The organism is Mesorhizobium sp. M7A.F.Ca.ET.027.03.2.1 (assembly GCF_003999175.1).
Taxonomy (GTDB): Bacteria; Pseudomonadota; Alphaproteobacteria; order Rhizobiales; family Rhizobiaceae; genus Mesorhizobium.
In genome coordinates this window covers 1-2606 of the sequence record NZ_RZOM01000888.1, presented here as the reverse complement: position 1 = coordinate 2606, position 2606 = coordinate 1, and the positions used below count along the sequence as shown (strand labels likewise).

3 protein-coding genes and 1 pseudogene are annotated in these 2606 nt (G+C 60.0%); 2 read left to right on the top strand and 2 right to left on the bottom strand.

What is annotated here, in order from left to right; translation table 11 throughout:
* On the top strand, window positions 1–825 hold an 825-nt coding region (locus EN750_RS28495), incomplete at its 5' end, for a glycoside hydrolase family 26 protein (protein WP_127398739.1).
* 133 nt (window positions 826–958) lie between these two features.
* Window positions 959–1477 carry a DUF995 domain-containing protein gene (locus EN750_RS28490; protein ID WP_127319803.1) on the top strand — a complete coding sequence of 173 codons (519 nt, stop codon included), beginning with the start codon at window positions 959–961 and terminating at the stop codon, window positions 1475–1477.
* An 84-nt stretch (window positions 1478–1561) separates the two neighbouring features.
* Here the strand turns inward: EN750_RS28490 and EN750_RS28485 are convergent, their stop codons facing one another.
* Both EN750_RS28485 and EN750_RS28480 read right to left on the bottom strand, forming a co-directional pair.
* Window positions 1562–2011, bottom strand: a complete 450-nt coding sequence (locus EN750_RS28485) for a DNA polymerase III subunit chi (RefSeq protein WP_023813773.1) — start codon at window positions 2009–2011, stop codon at window positions 1562–1564.
* A 28-nt stretch (window positions 2012–2039) separates the two neighbouring features.
* Window positions 2040–2606 (bottom strand): annotated as a pseudogene (locus tag EN750_RS28480) (leucyl aminopeptidase); the annotation flags it as partial.

Sequence of the window (2606 nt, the reverse complement as noted above, 5' to 3'; positions counted from 1 at the left end):
GACCCCGTCCAAACGAGCAGCGCCGCCTCGGCGTTCGGATCCTATGATCCCTACGGCGACTTCAGCGCCGACAAGAGTGCCAGCATCGAAGAGCTGTTCCTGCCTTGGGAAGACGTCGACCTGTCGACGCTGCCGCTTGCCGACGCCTATGCGCTGCAACGCGGACGTTCGCTGCTGATTACGGTTGAGCCGTGGACCTGGTCGAAGGACTGGCGCATCACCCCGCCCGAATTGCGCGACGGCATTTTGAGCGGCAAATATGACGCCAACATGCAGGCAATCTGCGGCCTGGTGGGACAGATGAAGAGCCCGGTGACCATTCGCTGGGCTCAGGAAATGGAAGACAAGAACGGCCGCTTCACTTGGGCCAACTGGGCTCCCAAGGACTGGATCTCCGCTTACAAGCGCGAGGTCGATATCTGCCGCAAGGCTGCCCCCGCCGCCAAGTATATGTGGTCGCCCAAGGGCGAAGAGGGTCTGGAAAAATACTACCCCGGCGACGACTATGTCGACGTCATCGGCCTGTCGGTGTTCGGTCTGCAGAAAAAGGACAATGACGAGGCCGGTCATGACCGTACCTTCGCTGAGCTGCTGAAGCCCGGCTATGACCGCGTTGCAGTGTTCAACAAGCCGATCGTCGTTGCGGAACTCGGCTATGTCGGACAGCAGGACTATGTCTCGAAATGGCAGGAAGATTCCCGCAAATCCTACGCGGAGTTCCCGGCGCTGACTTCGGTCGTCTACTTCAACCAGAAGGAAGTGTGGCCGTGGCTGGGTGGCTATGGTCTGCCCGACTGGAGGGTGACCCAGCACGTCCTGCCGTAGACGCATCGTGCTGATCGATCCCGACGCGATCGGGATCGATTTCCAATCTCCTTGTTTGATGATGATCCATCTCGAACCAGCGGTTCGGGATGAGGGTTGAGGCGTGGCGTAAATCAATCTGTGGAGAAGTTTCGTGAAACGGGTAGTGGGAAATTATCTCGGAGCGGCATTCGCCTGCTCCGTTCTTGTTCTTGCCTTTCAGGTTCCTGCGACGGCCAAGACGGCGACAAGGATCGCCGAGCAGGCGCAAAAAGCCACGGTCGTTCCTGACGAAGGCGTCTACCAGATTTATCAGAACCATTCGTGGCTGTGGGGCAAGAAGGGCGCCGGGTTCTTTGCCGTCAAGCAGAGGCAGTTCGATGCCTGGACTCACGACAAGGGCAAGTCGGGCTATGGCGACGGCATGTGGTTCATTCCCGGCGGCGGCAAGCTCTGCTACCGCGCGCAATGGCATGGCTCCTGGGGTGTGAAGGGCTCGATGACCTGCTTCGAGCATCGCCAAGTGGGCAAGGTTATCTACAAGCGTAAATCGCCTGATGGCGAATGGTACGTTTTCAAGAGCCCGCATCGAAACCGGTCGGACGAGTCAATGAAATTGAAATACGGCGACTACGTCACAACGAAAATGAACCGGATCAAGGCAAAGCAGTAGATAACCGGATCGAGGCAAAGCAGTAGATATTGTCGTGACACGCCACTGGTCAAGCATGTCGCCTGAACGTTCAGGCGACCTGCCTTAAGCCTTGCGCTCCCAGCGGCGATCTGGCGTCTGTTGCCAGTAGGTGACGGCGTGGCCAGCGCTCTTCATCACCTTCCAGTGCCCTCGCGCCGCCTCGAGCTGGGCGGCATCGTGGCCATCGAACAGGAACACCGCGCGCTCGTAGCCACCAAGGTCAGGCGGCACCGCACCGTCGACCAGGAACCTAATCTTGGCGTCGTTGGGATTGCCGTCGCCGGTGGTCAACAGAATCGGCTGTTCACCGGGATGAGCCTCACGATCGGTTGCGTGCGCCAGGAACGAATCGTCGCGGAAGGTCCACAGATGCTGGTCGAGCGCATCGCGGCGTTCCTCGGTGCCTGTCTGCACCACGGCGCGCCAGCCACGGTCGACGCTGCGCTCCAGGAGGCCTGGCAGCGCATCCTCCAGCGTCGATTCGGTCAGGTGGTAGAACAGGACGTCGGCCATCGCTTCAGCCTATAGTGATTGAACCCGTTCACTGCTCATAATTATCGCGCACCAGCCGGTCGAGCAGCCTGACGCCGAAACCGGAACCCCAGGACTGGTTGATCTCGTTCGACGGCGCCCCCATCGCCGTGCCGGCAATGTCGAGATGAGCCCATGGCGTATCCTTGACGAAGCGCTGCAGAAACTGCGCCGCAATGGTGGCGCCGCCAAAACGGCCGCCGATGTTCTTCATGTCGGCGTTCTTGGAATCGATGAGCTTGTCGTATTCGGCACCGAGCGGCATGCGCCACAGCCGTTCCTGCGTCGCCTGCCCCGCCGCCGACAACTTTTCGGCCAGCTCGTCATTGTTGGAAAACAGGCCGGCATAATGTTGGCCGAGCGCCACCATGATGGCGCCGGTCAGCGTCGCCAGATTGACCATGAATTTCGGCTGGAAGCGGTCGTTGCAGTACCACAACGCATCGGCCAGCACGAGGCGGCCCTCGGCATCGGTATTGAGCACCTCGATGGTCTGGCCCGACATCGAAGTGACGATATCACCGGGACGCTGGGCATGACCGTCGACGGCATTTTCGACCAGTCCGATGATACCGAC